This window comes from uncultured Shimia sp., from assembly GCF_947493595.1.
GTDB lineage: Bacteria > Pseudomonadota > Alphaproteobacteria > Rhodobacterales > Rhodobacteraceae > Shimia.
Genome location: NZ_CANLRL010000004.1, coordinates 109,566 through 128,815 on the forward strand (window position 1 = coordinate 109,566; position 19,250 = coordinate 128,815).

The window sequence follows — 19,250 nt, forward strand, 5'->3', positions numbered from 1 at the left end:
TATGCCCCCCGGGATATTTGCGGTCAAATGAAGTTGTGGGGGCGCCGGGCGAGGGGGCTTACAAACCGACGCCGGTGCCTTGTAAAACACCATGTTCCATGGCGTAGCGGGTCAGGCCGGCGGTGGACGAGATTCCCAACTTACGTTTGATGTTTTTACGGTGGGTTTCCACGGTGCGCACCGAGATGTTGAGCTCGTTGGCGACTTCTTTGTTGGATTTGCCCTGCGCCAGTTGCAGCAGCACGGTTTGCTCGCGGCTTGTGAGCGGTTCGCGGGCGCCGGTTTCGGATGGCTCAAGTGAACCTTTGGCACCGGTGCAAAGGTATTTTTTGCCGCCCATCACCGCATCAATCGCGGTTTTGATCTCCTCGGTTGGCACGTCTTTGAGCACATATCCCATGGCACCGTGGCTGAGGGCGGTGGAGATGTATTCCGGGCTGTCGTGCATCGACAGGATCAACACACGCAGATCCGGGTCCATTTCCAACAACATCTCGGTGGCGGTCAGGCCGCCAATCTCCGGCATGTTGAGGTCCATCAACACCACATCGGGTTTTAACGCCGGCAGTTGGTCCACCGCCTCACGCCCATTGGAGAGCGTGCCGACAACTGTGATGTCATCATAGCTTTCCAGAATGGACTCGATGCCCTCGGCCACCATCGGGTGATCGTCGACAATCATCACTTTGATGCTTGTGTCTGAACTCATGCGCTGGCCTTTCGGGTCTTGTCGTTGCCCTCGGTTTCGGGCGTCAGGATGTGGCTTAGCGGGACTTCTGCCACAATCACCGTGCCGGAGCGAGAAGAGAATATGCGCAGGGTGCCGTCGAGCTGTTCCACACGCTCCTGCATGTTGCGCAGTCCAAGGCCACCACGGGCGGAGGGATCGCGTTCCTGCGGTAGGCCTTTGCCGTTGTCGGCAATTCGCAGGGTCGCGCCTTTTTTGTGGCCACGCACGTCGATGGAAACGGTGGTCGCACCGGCGTGACGTTCGATGTTGGTGAGGGCCTCCTGGGCAATCCGGTAGAGCGCAATTTTGGCGTCCTGGTCGAGGCGATTGCGGAAGACTACGGTGTTGAAATGGGTCTCGATACCGGTGCGGGCTGAGAAGTCGTCGGTCAAGGCCTTGAGCGCAGGGCCAAGGCCGAGGTCATCGAGCACGCCGGGGCGTAGGTCGCGCGAGATGCGGCGGACCTCTTGAATGGCGCCGGAGAGGTGCTGTACACCTTTGTCCAGCGAGTCCAACCCGCGGTCGTCACCGTTTTTGAGGCGGCGGGTGGCGCTGTCGAGGGCGTAGCGCACGCCTACAAGTAGTTGCGAGATGCCGTCGTGCAGTTCACGGGCTACACGGCCGCGCTCTTCTTCCTGGGCGTCAAACACCCGTTGGGTCAGGGCTTTGAGCTTGGCGTCCGCCAGGCGGCGTTCGCGTACGGTGATGAAAAAGCCGGACAGAAACACAAGCGTGAGGCAGGCGACAGTGATCACCAGAATATAGAAAGAGGTGCGTTGCACGCGCTCTTCGACTTCGGCACGGGCGGCGGCGACGCTTTCCAGCACGTCATCAATGAAGATGCCGGTGCCCACCACCCACTGCCAGTCTTGTAGGCCAACCACATAGGTGACCATACGGGCGGTCTCGAGGGTGGAGGGTTTGGCCCAGTCAAAGCTGTGATACCCGCCTCCGGAACGGGCAATTTCAATCAGGGGATCGGTGATTTCTGTGCCGTTCAGATCGGTGAGGCCACGCCAGTTTTTGCCAATCAGGTAGGTCTGACGTGGGCTGACAAGGTTGTTGCCGTCATAGTCAAACACAAAGAAGTAGCCGTCTTGGCCATAGAGCATAGAGGAGAGGATTTGGGTGACGGCAAGTTTGGCCTCGTAGTCATCCGGCGCGGCGCGGCCATAGATGTTGATGAAAGCTGTGCGGGCAATCGAGATATAGTTTTTGAGTTCCGCTTTTTTGGCCTCGATCAGCTGTGCCTCTAAAGCGCGGATTTCACGGTCGGCCAATTGGCGAGATTGATTGGCCACGAGAACGGAAATGCCCGCGACCGCCAAAAGCAAGGGTACGGTTGCCAGCAGAAAAAGCTTCTGACCGTAAGACAGTCGCAGGAGGGGCCAAATGGGTCGCATGTTCGATTCGTTACGGAAGTTTGGGGGCGAATCCTAGGTTAGAATCATCTTCGTTACCGCTAACGAACCTGTGAACCCAAAATTAACTTTTGAAATTGGTCCGGATTTTTGGCCATTTGGTCGGTTTCTACGCGGTAGTGGGTATTTCCTCTACGTAGGGGCAAGGCTAGGCTCGCCCCACTTCAACGATCCGCTTGGAGTCTCTGGAGGGAGACCCGAGCTGAACAACATTCTGGGAGGAAGACCTACATGGATCGTCGTTCTTTTCTAAAGACGTCTGCACTCGGCGGCACCGCAGCCGCAGCCAGCACTCTGGCAGCACCGGCCTATGCAACCGGCAAACAAACACTGACCATGGTAACATCCTGGGGCCGTGGCCTTGCAGGTGTGTTTGACGCGGCTCAGCACGCAGCTGACACCATCAACGCCATGTCCGACGGCAACCTGACCGTCGAAATCAAAGCCGCCGGCGAGCTGGTTGGCGCATTTGAAGTATTTGACGCCGTGACCGCTGGTCAGGCTGATATGTACCACGCGGCTGACTACTACTTCACCGGTCAGCACCCTGCGTATCAGTACTTCACCGCAGCACCATTCGGCATGACCGCTCAGGAAATGATGAACTGGTACCACCACGGCGACGGCATGGCTCTGCATGACGAGCTGGGCGAAATCTTCGGCCTGAAATCCTTCCTGGCGGGTAACACTGGCGCACAGGCTGGTGGCTGGTTCTCCAAAGAGATCTCCGGTCCAGAAGACTTCCAAGGTCTGAAGTTCCGTATGCCTGGCATGGGCGGTCAAGCGCTCGGCAAGATGGGTGCATCTGTTCAGAACCTTCCAGGTTCCGAAGTGTATCAGGCGCTGGCGTCTGGCGCGATTGACGGCACCGAGTGGATTGGCCCATGGGCTGACGAAAAAGCCGGTTTCCAGGAAATCACCAAGTTCTACTACACCGCAGGCTTCCACGAGCCAGGTGCCGCTCTGACACTCGCAACCAACCGCGAAGTGTTCGAAGGCCTGTCCGCTGCGAACCAGAAAATCATCGAAACTGCAGCCGCAGCCACCCACCAGTGGAACCTGGCTCAGTTCCTGAACAACAACGGTGCGGCGCTGCAGCGTCTGCAAGCCGGTGGTGTGAAGGTTCTGGAATTCCCAGACACCGTTTGGGATGCAATGGGCGCAGCCGCAAAAGACACTCTGGACGAGTACATGGACGACGAAATCTTCGCCAAAGTCCGTGCCTCCGTAGAAGAAAGCATGAAAGCGTCTTCCGGTTGGCTGGTTAAATCCGAAGGCGTGTACCGCGCTCAGCGTGACCGCGTGATGGGCTAAGGCCTTGAGAAGCTAAGCAGATTGGCCCCTCGGTGACCTCCGGGGGGCCTTTTGCAAAAACGGACAGGGCGCGGATCGCAGCACTGTCAAAAATCCAAAAACAATAAGGGGATGAGGGGACAATGCTGGACGGTCTGGTCTGGTTCTTTTCCAACATCGGCCAAGCCTTTGTGAATGCAGGTTATGCACTCACACATCCAGGCTTGTGGCTGAGCTGGATGGGAGGCCTGGAGACCACCGAAGATAAACAATCGCTGATGCGGTTTGTGTACTACGGTGGCTCGGTCGAGTTTTTCTTTGTGGTGTTCACGCTATTCTTGATCGTTACGGCGGTTGGTATTGCGCGGCCCAATTTCATGTGGGGATGCGTGCGCGTTCTGGAAGGCTTTGCCAACTCGGTGGGCCGTTTCTTTGCGTGGGCAGGCCTGTTGATGGTGCTGCAGCAAATCGTGATCGTGTTCATGCAGCGGATTTTCACCGTGGCGGAGATCTCGCTGATCTATGGCGTGGATTTCCTGACGTATGACGTGAGCTGGTGGGCAGAAGAGCTGAAGCTCTATAACGCCATGATCGTCTGTATGTGTGCGACCTACACCTTTGTGCAGGGCGGCCACGTGCGTGTGGATCTTGTCTACTCCGCGATCAGCCACCGTGCGAAGCGGGTTGTCGACATGTTCGGCTCGATTTTCTTCATGATGCCGGTTGCGGTTCTGACCTGGATGTATGGCTGGTTCTTCATGTGGCGTCACCTTGTGACCCCAAAAGTATCGGCGTCTGACAAGGTTGAGATCCTGATGAAAAAAGCCCGTATCCTGAAATGGAACGTGGAAACCATCGGCTTTTCACCCAACGGCTTTAACGCGTACTTCCTCTTCAAAGTGCTTCTTGTTTGCTTTGCCGCCATGGTCTTCTTGCAGGCCATTGCGTTCTTCTATCGCTCGTTCCTCGAGTTCAAAGAAGGCGCCGGCAGCATTGGCAAATACCTCGACCGCGATACGCTGGGCGAGGGCGAAGAAGCCTATGAAGGCACACACTGATCTAAGGGGCAGAACCAATGCTATTTGGACTTGATGGGGTCGAAATCGGCCTGATTATCGTCTTTCTCTGCCTCTTTGGAGGCATTCTCTCCGGTTTCCCTGTGGCGTTTGCCATTGGTGGGGCAGGGGTTATCTCCTTCGGGATCATTGCGGCACTCGACAGTGCCGGGATCCTGATACACCAAGCAATTGACACCAGCTCAACCATGTATGCCGACCTGATTGCCCAAGGGGTGAAGTCGGATACAATCTCGGTCTTCCGATACCCGGATCTGCCTCGTGTGGCAGAATCTGTGTTCCCGGGCGGTTGGGAACAGGCAATGAACCGCAACATCAGCTTTGTTGTGAACCGGATGAACGAGCGTGTGCTTGCCGGTCAATCCATCGAAACGCTGTTGGCGGTTGTGATGTTTGTTCTGATGGGCATCACGCTGGAACGGTCCAAGATTGCAAACGACCTTCTGACTACAATGGCGCGCGTCTTTGGCCCGCTGCCGGGCGGTCTGGCTGTGTCGGTTGTGGTTGTGGGTGCCTTCCTGGCGGCCTCCACCGGTATCGTGGGCGCAACCGTTGTGACCATGGGCCTGCTGTCGCTGCCAACCATGCTGAAGCACGGGTACAACCCGAAGCTGGCAACTGGTGTGATTGCGGCGTCTGGGACGCTGGGTCAGATCATCCCACCTTCAATCGTGATCGTTCTTCTCGGCACGCTGGCGGGGGACCTCTACTCTGCGGCACAGGAAAACCGTGCGCAGGTGGCTGGCTGTTCTGATGCGCTGACCTTCCTGGGCGAGCCTGCGGTTGTCTCCGTTGGTACATTGTTCCAGGCGGCGCTGATCCCCGGCATCATGCTGGCGGTGCTCTACGGTCTCTATGCCTTTGGCTACGCGATGTTTAACCCCAAGGAAGCCCCTGCGGTGGAAATGGAAGCATCCAACGGTGAGGCGATCACCCGTGGTGAAGGTCTGACTTGGTTCCTCGGTGTGCCGGCTGCTCTGATCGCAGGTGTTATCCTTCTGGGGCAGGTCAATGTGATTGGCTCTCAGGATGTGACCGTCGACAGTTTCTCGGACGCGGGTCAAACAGCCAGCTTGCGCACCAATGTTGGTGAACAGTGTAAAGCTTCTATGATCGATCTGCATGGTCAACTGGCCTGGGATCAGGCGGTTGCAGAGCAGACCAAGATTGACGACGCTGGTGGTGTTGCCGAAGCGCGGGCGCTGTCCGTCGAGGAGCGTGCCGAGCTGCGTGTCGAGAAAATTGCGGCTGCTGCCCCAATTGGCTCCGGTCTGGCAATTGGTTACCTGCTGTTGGCTCTGATCCTGACCACTGCACGCGGCGTTGCGCCAAGCGCGGACACCCGTCCGTTGTTGATTGGTGGCGCGGGTATCGTGCTGGCGCTGGCTGTGGATGCGATCCTGATCACGCCGGTGACCACGCCTGGCTGGACATTGATCTTCCTGGCGTTGCCTTTGGCGATGACCCTTTATGGCGTGCGCTTCGGCGCGGGGCTGCTGGGCAAAAATGAGTTGCTGCGCGTGGTGTTCCCACCGCTGGTTCTGATCATTGCTGTGCTGGGCTCGATCCTTGGCGGGATCACCAACCCAACTCCGGCCGCTGCGCTGGGTGCGGGCGGGGCGATCATGTTGGCGGCGTATCGTCGCTTGCACGATGAAGGTCGCTCTGGCGGGATCATCATCTGGTCGACCTTTGCGGTGATCATCATGATCCTTGTGGGCGTGAACTTTGACCTGCGGATCAACCAGGAAGTTGTCTCCACCGAGAACCTGATTGCGTTCTTTGTGGCCAAAGGCACCTATCTGTTTGCGATGTTTGGCTTGCTTTACGGCTGCTGGGTGTTGTTCCGCGGCAAGGTGTTGTCTCCGATTGTTCGGGAAACTGCAAAAGTGACCTCGATGGTATTCACCATCTTGATCGGCTCGCAGCTCTTGAACCTTGTGGTGATCAGCTTTGGTGGTGAGCATTATATTCAGGGCTTCCTGAAGTCGTTTGACAACGAGTTCAAAGTCTTCCTGATCGTGATGCTGGTGCTGTTTGTGATGGGCTTTGTGCTCGACTTCCTCGAGATCATCTACATCGTGATCCCGATTGTCGGCCCGGTTATCTATGGCGGTACCTTTGATCCGAAGTGGGTGACCATCATGATCGCGGTGAACCTGCAGACCTCGTTCCTGACGCCTCCGTTTGGCTTTGCGCTCTTCTACCTCAGAGGGGTGGCACCAAAAGAGGTGACAACCGGGCACATCTACAAGGGCATCATTCCCTTTGTGCTCATTCAGGTGCTTGGCCTTGCGATCCTGTGGTTTGTGCCATCGATTGTGACGATCCTGCCGGATCTGATCGGGAACTGATCCAAAGTGTGATAGACAAAAAGAAACGGGGGCCACCTGGCCCCCGTTTTCGTTTGAGGTGTTGGGTGTTAGGAAGGGGGAGCTGAGCTGTTATCGTTGAGGTTGATGTTGACAAGTCACCTAAACCTTCGACGGCTCGTGATCTGTGATCCTCTAAAACCGAACCTTCCGGAACACCGCAAAAACTTGAATTGCGTGAAGAAAAAACATCGCCGGGATAGATACGGCAATGGACAGTCCAGCCAAATTATAGAGTTTTATGGGTAGCCAAAAAACAAGCACGACCGAAGCGATAACTAAATATGCTGCGCCGATTATTGGGTTCCATCTTATCAATCGCGCCTGCCAGTTAATGGTCGAACACAGGATATCTCTTAGAGTTTTCATACATGAAATACACCTTAAACCTTGCCGTAGGTTCAAGGGGAAAGCGCTTGTGTCAGTCTCCGGTTTTCCCAAAACGGATAGTTTTTATTAGGGAGCTAATCAAATGGGAGATTGGCAACGGCAGGCGGCGTGCCTCGGTCACGCTTGAGATCGAGGCGCTGAAAGATCAAAGTCAGTACCGCGCTGCCCGGTTGATGGCGACGGAGCCCATGACGTGGTCGGTGAGGCCCTGTTTGCGCGCCGTGGTGATCATCAGGACCACCGATATGATCTGCAAGATTGGGAACATCACCGACACGGTGAAGCCCAATGTGTGCAGGAAGGCTGAGCCAAGGTCAAAGCGGCTGCCGTCGGATTGGCGCAGTTCGATCGACATCAGGCGCATGCCCCAGGTGGCAGAACCTGTCGCAATGGTGACCACGCGGTAAGCAAAGCCAAACACAAACAGCAACGCACCAAAGAAGAAGAGACCGGTGAAGGCTGTAAATGGCAGCACCAGCACGCAGAGCACAAAGATCAGGCCGGTGTCGATCAGCCACGCCAGAAAGCGCTTGAAGGTCACGTCTTCGTAAAACTCGGACTGGGTGTCCGGATCGGGTAGGGCAAAACTGTGGTGGTTCATGTCTCTCTCAATTGGGTTGATGCCGGTACTTTATAGAAAACGGCGCGGAAGGGGGCTTCCGCGCCGTGACTGCTCAGATAGGGCGCGCTTAGGCGTCTTCGGTTTCGCGACGTTCCTCGGTGGCCTTGGTGGCACGCTCGTCCATGAACTGGTCAAACTCCGATTTGTCTTTGGCAGCGCGCAGACGCTCCAGGAAGTCTTCGAAGTTTTTCTGCTCATCTTCCAGGCGGCGCAGGGTCTCGTCACGGTAGCTGTCAAAGGCGCTGTTGCCGGAGGAGGCCATCACATGCATGCGACGCGAGCAGCTGCGATTGCGGGAGGATTTCTTGAACATATCTTTGCTCCAGATCATGTAGAACAGAAGGGCCAGGCCAACAGGCCAGAAGAACACGAAGCCAAGAACCATGGCGGCAATCCAGGCACCTTTGCCTTTGCTGTCCAGCCAGGCCTCGCTCTTGCCAAACCAGCTGAGGTGCTGGGTGTCGGCGGTATGGGCGGTTGCGGCAGGGGTCATAACTGTCTCCGAGTTTGTTTTGTTGTGTCTTTGTGAGGCGGTATGTAAATCGCTTTCACATTACAGAGATTGGGAGTGCAGGAGGGGATTGCAAGAAAAAATGTGAAAGGTTTTTACATTTTCGGGCTATGTATTTGTAATCGTTTCGAAAATAGTTGCAATTTTTGTGGGTCTAGGTGCTGAAACTGCCGACTTTTGCGCCGGAGATTTGCTGAAGGTCTTCGGGAGATACACAAAAAACATGGTTGGGCGTGCCAGCAGCAGCCCAGATTTCAGTAAATTCGGTCAGGCGGGTGTCCATGAACGCTTTAATAGGGGAGAGGTGACCCACCGGGCTTACCCCGCCAATCGCAAAGCCGGTTTGTTTGCGCACAACTGTGGCATCCGCACGGGTAATTTGGGCCCCTAGAAGGGCTTCGGCGGTTTTGGTGTCGACCTGACGGCCACCGGCGGTGAGAAAAAGCACGACCTCGCCACTGTCGGCCTTTTGAAAGACAATGGATTTGGCGATTTGATCGACTTCGCAGCCCACAGCGTCGGCTGCCATCTGCGCGGTGCGTGCCCCGTCGGTCTCCCGGATGTCGATGTTCTTGCCCGCTGCTTCCAACGCGGCACGCACGCGTTTCAAACTTTTGCTCAAGTGGTGTCTCCTCGTCCTCGGGTTGATTTCTGCCATGGCGCGCCGCAGGGTGCCAGCATGGAAAAAACAAATGATTTGAAAGAGACATTGCTGGCGTTGGAGGCCCGGGTTTGGGATGCATTGGTTTCCGGGGACAGCGACGCGGATGGGGCGCTTTTAACGGAAGACTTTATTGGCGTCTATCCAGATGGGTTTGCCGGAAAAGACGCGCATACTGGCCAATTGGACAGCGGCGCAACCGTGACCGAGTACCGGTTGAGCGCGGTGCAAGTGCGGGCCCCTGGCGCAGACTGCGGGTTGCTGATCTATCGCGCGGACTACCTGCGGGTTGGCAGGACGGATTGGGAGGTCATGTTGGTGAGTTCCTTGTGGGAGCAGCGCAATGAGGGCTGGGTCAACAGCTTCAGTCAGGACACTCCGTTGACCGGGGAAGGAGTGCCCTAATCCCGCCCTGCGGCAGTGCAGCGGATTGACCTTGGCGGGGCGCGGTTTCAAAGTCGCGCCCATGTTGTTTGAATCACAAATCACCCGCCTGCCTCGACCTTTTGATCCTGAACTTGGTGCGGAGGCACGGGCGGCGGTGCCTGCGTTGTCCGGCGATCTGGCCAAGCTGATCGAAGGCACGGCCGGGTCAAGTCCCTATCTCAAGAGCTTGATCCACAAGGAAGCGGACTGGGTGCCAGAGGCGTTGCAGGATGCGGACGCGGCTTTGGCACAGCTGTTTGCGGAGTTGCGGGCCGGGGCACCGGATCAGCGGGCAACGACCTTGCGGGCGGCGAAACGTAAGGTGGCGCTGCTCACAGCATTGGCGGATTTGGCCGGGGCGTGGTCGCTTGAAAAAGTGACTGGCACGTTGACGGATTTTGCCGATTTGGCGAGCCAGCTGGCCTTGGAGGCGACGATTGGCGCGGAAATACGGCGTAAGAAGCTGCCGGGCGCAACAGAAGACGACATTCCAACGGCAGGTGGCATGGTGTCAATTGCCATGGGCAAGATGGGCGCACGTGAGTTGAACTACAGCTCAGACATTGATCTGATTTGTCTGTTTGATGAAAGCCGGTTTGATGCGGATGATTATCATGATGCGCGGGCGAGTTTCATTCGGGCAACGCGCAAAATGGCGGCGATGCTTAATGACATCACCGGCGACGGTTATGTGTTTCGCACAGACCTGAGGCTGCGGCCTGATCCGGCGGTAACCCCGGTGTGCCTCGCGATGGAGGCGGCGGAGCGCTACTATGAGAGCCTTGGGCGGACCTGGGAGCGGGCGGCTTACATCAAGGCGCGGCCCTCGGCTGGCGATCTGGCGGCGGGACAGAAGTTTCTTGATACGTTGACGCCGTTTGTGTGGCGCAAACATCTGGACTTTGCTGCTATTCAGGACGCGCATGACATGCGGTTGCGTATTCGCGAGCACAAAGGGCTGGGCGGCGAGATCACGTTGGATGGCCACAATATGAAGCTCGGGCGTGGCGGCATTCGCGAGATCGAGTTTTTTACCCAGACACGTCAGCTGATTGCAGGTGGGAGAGATCCGTATCTGCGGGACCGTCATACTGTGCCGGGGCTGCGCAAACTGGCGTCCAAAGGCTGGGTGCCGGAGGATGTGGCGGAGGCGCTGTCTGACCACTATCGGTTCCATCGCGAGGTCGAGCACCGGGTGCAGATGGTTGCGGATGCGCAGACCCACCTGTTGCCAAAGAGCGAAGAAGGCTGGGGTAAGATTGCCGGGTTGATGGGGCGCGACGAGGCAGACATTCGTGCGGACCTGCATGACCGGCTGACAGAAGTACATGAGATGACCGAGGGCTTCTTTGCGCCGGATGCAGCTCCAGTGGAAGGCGGCGTTGAAATTCCCCACACGTTTGATGAGGACGTGATCGCGCGGTGGGAGAGCTATCCGGCGATGCGCAGTGTGCGGGCGGTCGAGATTTTCAATCGCGTGCGGCCAGAGATCTTGCGGCGTATGGCACAGGCCCCGAAACCAGATGAAGCGCTTTTGGCTTTAGACGGTTTTTTGCGTGGCTTGCCCGCGGGGGTGCAATTGTTTTCGCTGTTTGAGGCCAATCCGCAGTTAATTGACTTGCTGGTGGATGTGGTGGGCACTGCACCTGCGTTGGCGCAGCACTTGTCGCGTAATTCCGGGGTGTTTGATGCGGTGATTGGCGGCAGCTTTTTCACCGACTGGCCGGGCGTGCGTGGGCTGACCGACGAGTTGCAAGAGCGTTTAGCGCGGGACGCGGATTATGAGGCGCAGCTAGATGGCACGCGGCGGTGGTCCAAGGAGTGGCAGTTCCGCATAGGTGTGCATCATCTGCGTGGTCTGATTGGTGCGGAGGAAGCTGGGCGGCAATACGCGGATTTGGCCGAAGCGGTTTTGGCCGGGTTGTGGCAGCCGGTGGCGGATCACTTTGCCGCCAAACATGGGCCGATGCCAGGGAGAGGCGCGATTGTGCTGGGCATGGGCTCTCTGGGGGCGCAGAGGCTCAATGCTACGTCGGACCTTGATCTGATTGTGATCTATGACGCGGATGGGGTGGAGGCATCTGAAGGGCGGCGGCCTTTGGCAGCGCGTCCGTATTACGCGCGGTTCACACAAGCTTTGGTCACGGCCTTAAGCGCGCCGATGTCGCAAGGGCGGCTCTATGAGGTGGACATGCGGTTGCGCCCGTCCGGAACGCAGGGGCCGGTGGCCACGTCGTTGGCCTCGTTTAAGAACTACCAGAGGGATGAGGCCTGGACCTGGGAGCATCTGGCGCTAACACGGGCGCGGCCTGTGACCGGCGCGCCGGAGTTGATGGCGGAGGTGGAAGGCTTCCGACAAGAGGTATTGGCGGCGGAGAGAGACAAGGCGGCGATTGGCAAAGACGTGCAAGAGATGCGCGCGCGGATTGCCGCGGCGAAAGCTCCGGACGGGCCGTGGGACGCGAAGATTGGCGCAGGTCGGTTGCAGGACATCGAGCTGTTGAGCCAAACCGGGGCGTTGCTGGCGGGGTCGGCCCGCCGCACGGTTGCGCAAGGTTTACAGGCGGGTGTCGCAATTGGCTGGCTTTCTGCCTCAGATGCATCAGACCTTGCCAGTACCTATCGGCTTTGTTGGCAGGTGCAATTGGCGTCCAAGTTATTGTCCGGCAGCACCATTGTGCCGGATGAGATTGGCGAAGGCGGACGGGCGTTTTTGTTGCGGGAAACCGGCGCAGACGATATCGAATCTGTGGTAGACACGTTGACAGAGGCCACCCAAAAGGCCGCAGAGACGGTCACCACGGCATTGGCGTCCACAGGAAAGGTGTGACATGGACATTTCGCATTGCGATCCCAAGGGGTTGATTCACGAGAGCTACCGGATGGAAGGAATCGCGGCTTCCGAGTGTCGGTCGATCTTTTTGGATTGGGCGCTGTCACTACCCGAGGGGGTGGATACGCGGGACGCAATTGAAGTGTTGATTGTGCATTTGAGCAGCCGTTTTCCGGGCCATCCAATGACCGCAGTTTTGGAAGAAGGCAGCGTGGAAATGCGCGCGCCAAAGCGGCGCGGCGGATGGCGGTCGCGACCGCGGGGGTGACGGTTTAGGCCGTTTTGCTCCTGACTAAATTTTTAATCAATTCCTTGGAAACGCCTGTGGTGCGTCGCAATCGCGCCCCATTTGACGCGCACATTTATGTGGAGCAGCAGAGGCGAAAACCGCCCGAGGAGTTGAACATGTCGATGGGTAAAATTATTGCAGCACTGGTACTGGCTATTGGTGCAAGCGCCTGTGCAACAGTAGACACCGCAAGCCGGAACGCGCCATACGACACTGTGCCAACTGATATGGCCGCACCAGCGCCGTCTTATGCGCTTGAGAGCTTTGACGTATCAGTTCCGACTTCGCTCAAAGTATCTGAAGCCAACCTGTATTACCCCCCTGGCGACATCGTTTGGCGTGGGGATGCACGGGGCAACCGCTATGAGCAGGTCAAAGCGATTTTTGACGAGAGTGTACGTTTGGGCACCCGTTCGTTGGATGGGGCGATGCCGGTGCGGGTGGAAATTGAAGTGACCCGATTCCACGCGCTGACTGAGAAAACCCGCTATACCGTGGGTGGCGTGCACTCGATCGAGTTTGTGATGACCATCATTGAACCCCAAAGTGGTGCGGTTCTACGGGGACCAAAACCCATCAAAGCAAGCCTTGTTGGCTATGGCGGACAGATGGCATTTGAGGCCGAGGCGCGTGGCCTGACCCAAAAATATCGCATCACCCAGCATCTGGCGCGTGTGGTGCATGATGAGTTGACCAAAGCAGAAGGGTTTGTGGCCCCGCAGCGTGGCGTGACACAGCGCATCCAGCCTTTGGCTCCGGCCGCGGTTGAGGTGGCGGCGGCGGAGTAACATCGCCAAGCGCAGAGAAGGGTTTTCACACCCGTTAGAAACAAGTAGGAGGGCGGCATGTCTATGTCGTCCTCCCCTCCGTCTGCGCGCCCTGTTGTGCGCATGAAACCCAAAGCCAATGCCCGTGCGATCCGTCATGGATTTCCCTGGGCCTATGATAATGAGCTGGTCACAGACCGGCGCACCAAGGCGCTTGTGCCCGGCACTCTGGCGGTGCTGGAAGATGATAAGCGTCAGCCGTTGGGGCTGGTGGCGACCAACAGCCAGAGCAAGATTTTCTGCCGCATGTTGGATCGTGATCCTGAAACGGTGATTGACCAAGCCTGGTTTGAAGCAAAATTTGCCCGTGCTTTCGCGATGCGCGAACGTCTGTTTGATGCTCCGTTTTACCGGTTGATCCATGCGGAGGCGGATGGGCTGCCTGGCGTGGTTGTCGATCGGTTTGGCGACACGGCTGTGGTGCAACCCAATGCCGCTTGGGCTGAGACATTGTTGGAGCCGCTGGTGGCGGCGCTGATGACAGTGACGGGTGTGACCAATGTGCTGAAAAATGGCTCCGGCCGGGCGCGGGTGTTGGAAGGCCTGGAAGAACACAGCGCTGTCATGGCAGGGGCTGCACCCGAGGCGCCGGTGCCGGTGGTGATGAATGGGGCCACCTATATGGCGGATTTGACCGGCGGTCAGAAAACCGGGCTTTTCTACGATCAACGTCCCAATCATGGATTTGCCGCCGGGCTTTGCAAAGATGCAAAGGTGCTGGATGTGTTTTCCCATGTGGGAGGTTTTTCGCTGGCGGCTTTGGCTGGTGGTGCCAGCCATGCCACAGCGGTGGATGGCTCCGCCGCAGCGTTGGAATTGGCGCGGGCCGGGGCTGACGCCGCTGGCGTGGCGGATCGGTTTGCGACCCGAAAAGGCGATGCCTTTGAGGTGTTGACCGCGCTGGGCGAAGAGGGCGCGAAGTTTGATGTGGTGATCTGTGACCCGCCTGCGTTTGCCCCGTCTAAACCGGCGCTTGAGAAAGGCCTGCGGGCCTATGAGCGCGTGGCGCGGCTGGCGGCGCCTTTGGTGGCGGAAGGTGGCTATCTGGGTCTGTGCTCCTGTTCTCACGCCGCTGATTTAGCACGGTTCAGGGGCGCTTCGGTGCGCGGGATTGGCCGGGCTGGTCGTCATGCACAGCTTATTCACACAGGGTTTGCGGGACCGGACCATCCATTGATGCCGCAGTTGGCTGAGAGCGGATACCTCAAGTCTATGTTCTTCCGCCTGTGAAACGTTTGCTGCTTGATACTTGCGTTCTGTATCCAACGGTGATGCGGGAGGTGTTGCTGGGCGTGGCCAAGACCGGCGCGTTTGAGCCGCAGTGGTCAGAGCGGATTTTGGAAGAATGGGCGCGGGCGGCACGAAAGCTGGGCCCAACCGGTGAGCCGCAGGCGCGGGGTGAGATTGCTTTTCTGCAGGCGGGATGGCCTAAGGCGGTGGTCACCTGGAAGCCCTCGTTGGAAGATCGCCTGTATTTGCCAGATGAGCATGACGTGCATGTGCTGGCGGCGGCGATTTCCGGATCGGCAGATGCAATTGTCACGGTGAATGCCAAAGATTTTCCGCGCCATATTTTGGCGGAAGAAGGGCTGGAACGGATAGCGCCAGATGAATTGCTGCGTGGCTGTTGGGACAATGATCCGGACGGCGTTGCTGCGGTGTGTGAAACGGTACGTCAGGAGGCCGAGCGGTTGAGTGGGCAGCCGTGGGAGATGCGCAAGCTTCTGAAGAAGGCGCGGCTTCCGAAACTTGCAAAAGCGGTGAGCACGTAGGAGGCTTTGCCCCGTCACAGCCTGGCTGCGACTCCCCGGGATATTTATGGCAAGAAGAAGGGGTTAGGCTTTGCTAAGGCCCCATTTGTGCTCAAGTTTTTCGATGGCTTGAATACGCTCCCCGGTTTTTGGGTGACTGAGCAGCCAAGCCGGCGTGCTGGCGCCACGGGCGCCGGTAAGTTGGCCGAGTTTCTCAAACAGGGATTTTTGCGGGGCTGTGCCAATGCCGGATTTCACCAGAAGGGCTGCGGCGTATTCGTCAGCTTCGTATTCATCGCCGCGTGACAGGCGTGCAGAGAGCAAGGTGGTGGCGGTGTTGGCCACCAAAGGGCCGATGCCGGGTAAGAAGCGATTGAGCACCATGGCGAGGGCTGTGCGCAGGGCGTTTTGACCAGAAAAATCGATCATGCGCCGGCGGGAGTGGCCCAAGGCGACGTGGCCCAACTCATGGGCCACGACTGAGGCGAGTTCCTCTGCAGTGACGTCTCCATCGCGGTAGCGGTTGTAAAAACCTCGGGTCAGGAAAATGCGCCCGTCCGGGGCGGCGAGGCCATTGACCGGCTCGATTTCGTAGATGTGCACCCGGATGCGGGGCAAATCCAAAGCTTTGGCCATGTCTTTGATCAGCGGATTGAGGCGCGGATCGGCCAGTTCCGTGGATTTTGCATCCAGTTCACGCGCGGTGCGCCAGGCGGAGAAACGCATCATCAGCAAGCCGTAGACGACCGCGATGAGGATGGGCATCAGTTTGATCATGGTAGAGATATGAGGCAAGCCGTGGGCGGCTTCAACCCACGCTCACGTCAGCGTGTCAATTCCCGCATGCCGCGCTCGAGACCTTCAAGGGTCATGGGCACCATGCGGTTCTCAAAAATTTCGCGGATCATGCCTATCGAATGGGTGTATTGCCAATGCGCCTCTGGCAATGGGTTGATCCAAAGATTGGACGTCCATTGGTCACGGGCACGTTCCAGCCAAACTTGACCGGCCTCTTGGTTCCAGTGCTCGTTTGCACCGCCCGGGTAGGCAATCTCGTAAGGCGACATAGAGGCGTCGCCAACAAAGATGCATTTGTAGTCCGGCCCATAGGTGCGCAGCACTTCGTGGGTGGGGGTCTGATCGTTCCAGCGGCGTTTGTTGTCGCGCCACACACCTTCGTAGAGGCAGTTGTGGAAGTAGTAGTATTCGAGGTGTTTGAATTCTGTTCGGGCGGCAGAGAACAGTTCTTCGACCATTTTGATGTGCGGATCCATAGAGCCGCCAACATCCAGAAATAGCAGGACTTTTACGGCGTTGTGGCGCTCGGGGCGGGTTTTGACGTCAAGGTAGCCATGCTCAGCCGTGGCCTTGATGGTGCCGTTGAGATCCAGCTCTTCGGCGGCGCCTTCGCGGGCCCAACGGCGCAGGCGTTTGAGTGCGACTTTGATGTTGCGGGTGCCCAGTTCCACGGAGCCGTCGAAGTTTTTGAACTCGCGCTTGTCCCAGACTTTCACCGCACGTTGGTGTCGGCTTTCTTTTTGGCCAATGCGCACGCCTTCGGGGTTATAGCCATAAGCGCCAAACGGGGAGGTGCCTGCGGTGCCAATCCACTTGTTGCCCCCCTGGTGGCGACCTTCTTGCTCCTTAAGGCGTTCCTGTAACGTTTCCATGAGCTTGTCAAAGCCGCCCAGGGCCTCGATCTCGGCCATTTCTTCCGCAGAGAGGTGCTTTTCGGCCATCTTGCGCAGCCACTCTTCGGGGATATCGACCGCTTCAAGCACGTCTTGGGCGGAGATTTCGCCCAGTCCATCAAAGGTGGCCGCAAAGGCGCGGTCAAATTTGTCGATGTTGCGCTCGTCTTTCACCATGATGGTGCGGGCGAGGTAGTAGAAACTCTCTACGTCATAGGTGGCCAGTCCTGCCTTCAGCCCTTCTAGAAAGCCGAGAAACTCGCGCAGCGAGACCGGCACACGGGCGTCACGCAGGTTTTCAAAGAAGGGCAGGAACATGGGTCAGAGCGCCATGCGGTGGATGATCAGCGTGATAAACAGGCCGATGATCGCAAAAATCATGGCGTAAACAAAGCCATATTGCAGGATGTCGGCTCCCTTGCCGCCGCGTTTCTTGGCCAATGTGCCACCGGTGATCGCGCCAAGCACAGCGCCGAGAAGTACAAACATGGTGTCTTATGATCTCCCTTTGATCGGGCTGAGCGCCGTGATCTCGCGCAGTTTGGCACGTACGGCCCAGTCCGGGCCGAAGCCGTAGCGTGCCCAGCCAAGACTGTCCAGCCGAAGGGCGCCGGCATCCTCAAGCTTGCCTTCCATCTCCAGCGCTTCTGCTTGCAGCAGCATGAGGGTGGACAAGAGGGCGGCGTTTTCAAACTGGCCTGCGGGGGCAATTTGCGGGTTAAGAATGGTGAGAGCTTCGCGGCTTTGTCCGGCGCTGATGGCGTAGGCAGAGAGCTGCGTGGCGACAAAGGCGCGGTGCGGGCCAAAGCGTTCTGCGAAGCGGTAGGCGCGATCAGCAGCTTTGAAATGTGTGTGCGCGGCGGCAATATCTTGCGACTGCAACAGGCGGCCCAAGGCGTAATGGGCAAACCCAAGCCGGTGATCTTGCCAGCCGTTGTTTTGAGCAATCACAAGTGCTTGGCGGGCGGCTGCGCGCCGGTTGGCAGGCGAGGTGCCGGGGCCGAGCGCGGTTTGCACCGCGTTGATCCAAGCGCGTGGGGTTTCCGGCAGTGGATTGCTGGACAGTTGATCGCCACGGGGATTGATGCGCGACAGGATCGACGGCAGACGAGCGGCCACCTCGCCACGGGTCATGCCGTTGCGCAGGGTTGGGTCGTAGTAGGCCCGCAGGACTGTCATATCAAAGCCAGTGAGGACCGCGTGAATGTTGTCGTCGTTAAACACGCTGTCTGGCAGGCGGTAGAGGTCATTGAGCGGACCAAGCGCCTGCGCCAGCTCTTCGTGCAGGCAGTCGCGGGTTTCTTGTGGGCTGGTATCGTTGGGCAGGAAGATCGCAATCTTGTCGCGGTTTTCCAGTAGCGCCCAGTTGGCGGCTCCGTTGCGTCGGGCAGAGCGATACTGCGACAGAGCGGAGATGTTGGGCACCACAAAACAGGCGGCCTGTGGCAGGGCTTTGCGGATATCGCGGCGCGAGACGGCCTGAATGGTGATGTTGGCGGACGGCGATTGAGTCAACGTGATGTCGATGTGCGCCTCGTTGCGCAGGCGTTGCAGCAGCGCCTTGAGGTCCGGCATCATGCCGGCAGGAGGCGCGCCGGTGACGCGCACAGTGATCGGGCCTTCAAACCTGGTGAGGCGGTCGAGACTGCGGCCGCTTTCCAGCTCAAAACTCAGATCAAGGAAGTCGCGGGCGATGTCACGGTTCGATCTGTTTGGTGGAATGGGGCGCGGGGTGGAGAAAGCCTTCACCGGTGGCAGGGTGGTGTCGCTCACTGCGGCGCGGGTTGGCACGCCGTTGCCGCCGATGGGCGTACAGGCCGCCACGGCAAATGCCAAAGGGATCAGTGAGGACAGAAAAGAGCGCAAAGTCAGGGCCTTTGATACTTAATAAACGGGGTCAACTGCCCAATGCGGTCATATAGCTTGCGGGCGTTGGTGTTAAATTCCTGGGTCATCCAATACACGCTTGGCGCACCGGCGTCATCAGCTGCCTGATACACGGCTTCAATCAGTTTGCGGCCCACACCGGTGCCGCGTACCTCCGGATCGGCATAGAGGTCTTGCAGGTAGCAGACGTTTTCAACCTTCCAAGCGTGTCTGTGGAACAGGTAGTGGGTCAGGCCAATGAGTTTGCCGTCGAGTTCAGCCACGAGGCAGGAGTAATCCTGTGGATCATCGCCCAGAAGGCGGGCAAAGGTGGAAGTGTAGACCTCTTCCGACACGGTGCTTTCATAGAAGGTGATATAGTTGGTCCAGAGACGACGCCACTCTGCGTGGTCGGCTTCGGTCAGGGGGCGGATCAGGACGTCAGGCTGGGACATGGGGGGGACTCCGGTCATATGCCGATTCCTTCTACG

General features: G+C 58.0%; 19 protein-coding genes. 9 read left to right on the plus strand and 10 right to left on the minus strand.

Annotated elements, in window-relative coordinates; all coding sequences use genetic code 11:
- Nucleotides 1–58: 58 nt before the first annotated feature.
- The gene (locus Q0955_RS11950) at nucleotides 59–709 is read right to left on the minus strand and encodes a response regulator transcription factor (protein WP_299424524.1); all 651 of its coding nucleotides are present in this window, start codon (nucleotides 707–709) and stop codon (nucleotides 59–61) included.
- A complete protein-coding gene (locus Q0955_RS11955; RefSeq protein WP_299424526.1) occupies nucleotides 706–2,133 on the minus strand; it encodes a cache domain-containing protein in 1,428 nt (475 codons plus the stop codon). Before Q0955_RS11955 ends, Q0955_RS11950 begins: the two co-directional genes overlap by 4 nt.
- A gap of 249 nt (nucleotides 2,134–2,382) precedes the next feature.
- Between Q0955_RS11955 and Q0955_RS11960 the strand changes: the two genes are divergently transcribed.
- From Q0955_RS11960 to Q0955_RS11970, 3 genes are all read left to right on the plus strand, one after another.
- Entirely contained in the window at nucleotides 2,383–3,465 is a 1,083-nt protein-coding gene (locus Q0955_RS11960; RefSeq protein ID WP_299424528.1) for a TRAP transporter substrate-binding protein, read from the plus strand.
- Nucleotides 3,466–3,587: 122 nt separating this feature from the next.
- Entirely contained in the window at nucleotides 3,588–4,502 is a 915-nt protein-coding gene (locus Q0955_RS11965; protein ID WP_299424530.1) for a TRAP transporter small permease subunit, read from the plus strand.
- 17 nt (nucleotides 4,503–4,519) lie between these two features.
- On the plus strand, nucleotides 4,520–6,874 hold the full coding sequence (locus Q0955_RS11970) for a TRAP transporter large permease subunit (protein WP_299424531.1): 2,355 nt from the start codon (nucleotides 4,520–4,522) through the stop codon (nucleotides 6,872–6,874).
- A gap of 559 nt (nucleotides 6,875–7,433) precedes the next feature.
- Here Q0955_RS11970 and Q0955_RS11975 read toward each other — a convergent pair.
- From Q0955_RS11975 to Q0955_RS11985, 3 genes are all read right to left on the minus strand, one after another.
- Entirely contained in the window at nucleotides 7,434–7,883 is a 450-nt protein-coding gene (locus tag Q0955_RS11975; RefSeq protein ID WP_299424533.1) for an RDD family protein, read from the minus strand.
- A gap of 88 nt (nucleotides 7,884–7,971) precedes the next feature.
- Entirely contained in the window at nucleotides 7,972–8,397 is a 426-nt protein-coding gene (locus Q0955_RS11980) for a DUF2852 domain-containing protein (protein WP_299424535.1), read from the minus strand.
- A gap of 172 nt (nucleotides 8,398–8,569) precedes the next feature.
- The gene (locus Q0955_RS11985) at nucleotides 8,570–9,037 is read right to left on the minus strand and encodes a YbaK/EbsC family protein (protein WP_299424536.1); all 468 of its coding nucleotides are present in this window, start codon (nucleotides 9,035–9,037) and stop codon (nucleotides 8,570–8,572) included.
- Nucleotides 9,038–9,094: 57 nt separating this feature from the next.
- On the opposite strand from Q0955_RS11985, the gene Q0955_RS11990 reads away from it, so the two are divergent.
- The 6 genes from Q0955_RS11990 (at nucleotide 9,095) to Q0955_RS12015 (ending at nucleotide 15,223) form a co-directional block, all read left to right on the plus strand.
- On the plus strand, nucleotides 9,095–9,481 hold the full coding sequence (locus Q0955_RS11990; RefSeq protein ID WP_299424538.1) for a nuclear transport factor 2 family protein: 387 nt from the start codon (nucleotides 9,095–9,097) through the stop codon (nucleotides 9,479–9,481).
- 61 nt (nucleotides 9,482–9,542) lie between these two features.
- A complete protein-coding gene (locus Q0955_RS11995; protein ID WP_299424539.1) occupies nucleotides 9,543–12,332 on the plus strand; it encodes a glutamine-synthetase adenylyltransferase in 2,790 nt (929 codons plus the stop codon).
- A gap of 1 nt (nucleotide 12,333) precedes the next feature.
- A complete protein-coding gene (locus tag Q0955_RS12000) occupies nucleotides 12,334–12,603 on the plus strand; it encodes a hypothetical protein (protein ID WP_299424541.1) in 270 nt (89 codons plus the stop codon).
- A 137-nt stretch (nucleotides 12,604–12,740) separates the two neighbouring features.
- Nucleotides 12,741–13,412 carry a DUF6778 family protein gene (locus Q0955_RS12005; protein WP_299424542.1) on the plus strand — a complete coding sequence of 224 codons (672 nt, stop codon included), beginning with the start codon at nucleotides 12,741–12,743 and terminating at the stop codon, nucleotides 13,410–13,412.
- Between the two features lie 57 nt (nucleotides 13,413–13,469).
- Nucleotides 13,470–14,681 carry an RSP_2647 family RNA methyltransferase gene (locus Q0955_RS12010; protein WP_299424544.1) on the plus strand — a complete coding sequence of 404 codons (1,212 nt, stop codon included), beginning with the start codon at nucleotides 13,470–13,472 and terminating at the stop codon, nucleotides 14,679–14,681.
- Nucleotides 14,678–15,223 (plus strand): RSP_2648 family PIN domain-containing protein, encoded by a 546-nt coding sequence (locus Q0955_RS12015; RefSeq protein ID WP_299424545.1) that lies wholly within the window; start codon nucleotides 14,678–14,680, stop codon nucleotides 15,221–15,223. The genes Q0955_RS12010 and Q0955_RS12015 overlap by 4 nt, the downstream gene beginning before the upstream one ends.
- A gap of 63 nt (nucleotides 15,224–15,286) precedes the next feature.
- On the opposite strand, the gene Q0955_RS12020 is transcribed toward Q0955_RS12015, so the two are convergent.
- From Q0955_RS12020 to Q0955_RS12040, 5 genes are read right to left on the minus strand one after another with little or no spacing between them, the layout of a single operon-like run.
- The gene (locus tag Q0955_RS12020) at nucleotides 15,287–15,979 is read right to left on the minus strand and encodes a M48 family metallopeptidase (protein WP_299424547.1); all 693 of its coding nucleotides are present in this window, start codon (nucleotides 15,977–15,979) and stop codon (nucleotides 15,287–15,289) included.
- 47 nt (nucleotides 15,980–16,026) lie between these two features.
- On the minus strand, nucleotides 16,027–17,211 hold the full coding sequence (locus tag Q0955_RS12025; protein ID WP_299424548.1) for a VWA domain-containing protein: 1,185 nt from the start codon (nucleotides 17,209–17,211) through the stop codon (nucleotides 16,027–16,029).
- Nucleotides 17,212–17,214: 3 nt separating this feature from the next.
- Entirely contained in the window at nucleotides 17,215–17,382 is a 168-nt protein-coding gene (locus Q0955_RS12030) for a hypothetical protein (RefSeq protein ID WP_299424550.1), read from the minus strand.
- A 6-nt stretch (nucleotides 17,383–17,388) separates the two neighbouring features.
- Nucleotides 17,389–18,759, minus strand: coding sequence for a DUF2927 domain-containing protein (locus Q0955_RS12035; protein WP_299424551.1), 1,371 nt, complete (start codon nucleotides 18,757–18,759; stop codon nucleotides 17,389–17,391).
- 2 nt (nucleotides 18,760–18,761) lie between these two features.
- Complete coding sequence (locus Q0955_RS12040; protein ID WP_299424553.1) at nucleotides 18,762–19,214, minus strand: GNAT family N-acetyltransferase; 453 nt, start codon at nucleotides 19,212–19,214, stop codon at nucleotides 18,762–18,764.
- Nucleotides 19,215–19,250: the final 36 nt, after the last annotated feature.

Coding starts and splice junctions, on each gene's coding strand:
- Q0955_RS12010 (WP_299424544.1), top strand. CDS start 13,470: ATGTCTATGTCGTCCTCCCCTCCGTCTGCGCGCCCTGTTGTGCGCATG.
- Q0955_RS11965 (WP_299424530.1), top strand. CDS start 3,588: ATGCTGGACGGTCTGGTCTGGTTCTTTTCCAACATCGGCCAAGCCTTT.
- Q0955_RS12040 (WP_299424553.1), bottom strand. CDS start 19,214: ATGTCCCAGCCTGACGTCCTGATCCGCCCCCTGACCGAAGCCGACCAC.
- Q0955_RS12020 (WP_299424547.1), bottom strand. CDS start 15,979: ATGATCAAACTGATGCCCATCCTCATCGCGGTCGTCTACGGCTTGCTG.
- Q0955_RS12025 (WP_299424548.1), bottom strand. CDS start 17,211: ATGTTCCTGCCCTTCTTTGAAAACCTGCGTGACGCCCGTGTGCCGGTC.
- Q0955_RS11975 (WP_299424533.1), bottom strand. CDS start 7,883: ATGAACCACCACAGTTTTGCCCTACCCGATCCGGACACCCAGTCCGAG.
- Q0955_RS11970 (WP_299424531.1), top strand. CDS start 4,520: ATGCTATTTGGACTTGATGGGGTCGAAATCGGCCTGATTATCGTCTTT.
- Q0955_RS11980 (WP_299424535.1), bottom strand. CDS start 8,397: ATGACCCCTGCCGCAACCGCCCATACCGCCGACACCCAGCACCTCAGC.
- Q0955_RS11960 (WP_299424528.1), top strand. CDS start 2,383: ATGGATCGTCGTTCTTTTCTAAAGACGTCTGCACTCGGCGGCACCGCA.
- Q0955_RS12000 (WP_299424541.1), top strand. CDS start 12,334: ATGGACATTTCGCATTGCGATCCCAAGGGGTTGATTCACGAGAGCTAC.
- Q0955_RS12030 (WP_299424550.1), bottom strand. CDS start 17,382: ATGTTTGTACTTCTCGGCGCTGTGCTTGGCGCGATCACCGGTGGCACA.
- Q0955_RS11995 (WP_299424539.1), top strand. CDS start 9,543: ATGTTGTTTGAATCACAAATCACCCGCCTGCCTCGACCTTTTGATCCT.
- Q0955_RS11955 (WP_299424526.1), bottom strand. CDS start 2,133: ATGCGACCCATTTGGCCCCTCCTGCGACTGTCTTACGGTCAGAAGCTT.
- Q0955_RS11990 (WP_299424538.1), top strand. CDS start 9,095: ATGGAAAAAACAAATGATTTGAAAGAGACATTGCTGGCGTTGGAGGCC.
- Q0955_RS12005 (WP_299424542.1), top strand. CDS start 12,741: ATGTCGATGGGTAAAATTATTGCAGCACTGGTACTGGCTATTGGTGCA.
- Q0955_RS11950 (WP_299424524.1), bottom strand. CDS start 709: ATGAGTTCAGACACAAGCATCAAAGTGATGATTGTCGACGATCACCCG.